Genomic DNA, 565 nt, shown 5'->3' with positions numbered 1-565 from the left:
TGATAACACGTCAGATGAGCCATCGCCCACTATCGGGTGGTGCGCATGAAAAACCCTGATCTCCAGAACCTCACGGACTATTCCCCCTCAGATGCGCCCTGGGACGCTCACAGAAGCGTTTCTGATGACGTGGGAGGGATTTACCTGCTTGCAGCCGAATATGAGCGCTACGGGGCGCGTATGGCCCTCTGTGGTGGTTTACTGCGTTTCGGGTGGTCTACCCTCAAGGAAACCGGAGAAACGCGTCTGAGGCTGCGTGAGGCGCATTTCTGCCGTGTCCGGCATTGTCCTGTCTGCCAGTGGAGGCGCTCCCTGATGTGGCAAGCCCGTTTCTACCAGTCCCTGCCGCGTATCGTGGCGGATTATCCCGATGCCCGCTGGATGTTCCTGACTCTGACCGTGCGCAACTGTGCGATCGGGGAGCTGGGCGAGATGCTGAACCGGATGAATGCAGCTTTTCAGCGCATGAAGGTTCGCAAGGAGTTCCGGCCTGTGCAGGGCTGGATACGTACCACGGAAGTCACCCGCGGGAGCGACGGCAGCGCACACCCGCACTTCCACACCC

Annotated in this window: 1 protein-coding gene; it reads left to right on the top strand. The window is 60.0% G+C overall.

All coding sequences use genetic code 11. The annotated features are described in order from the left end of the window. Positions 1–45: 45 nt before the first annotated feature. A partial coding sequence (locus SR63_RS04610; protein WP_176115349.1) for a protein rep occupies positions 46–565 on the top strand: 520 nt, incomplete at its 3' end.

Origin of the sequence: Campylobacter sp. 2014D-0259 (genome assembly GCF_008000505.1) — a bacterium.
Lineage (GTDB): Bacteria > Campylobacterota > Campylobacteria > Campylobacterales > Campylobacteraceae > Campylobacter_D > Campylobacter_D jejuni.
The sequence above is the reverse complement of the archived record's forward strand: the minus strand, read 5'-3'. Positions and strand labels throughout refer to the sequence as shown.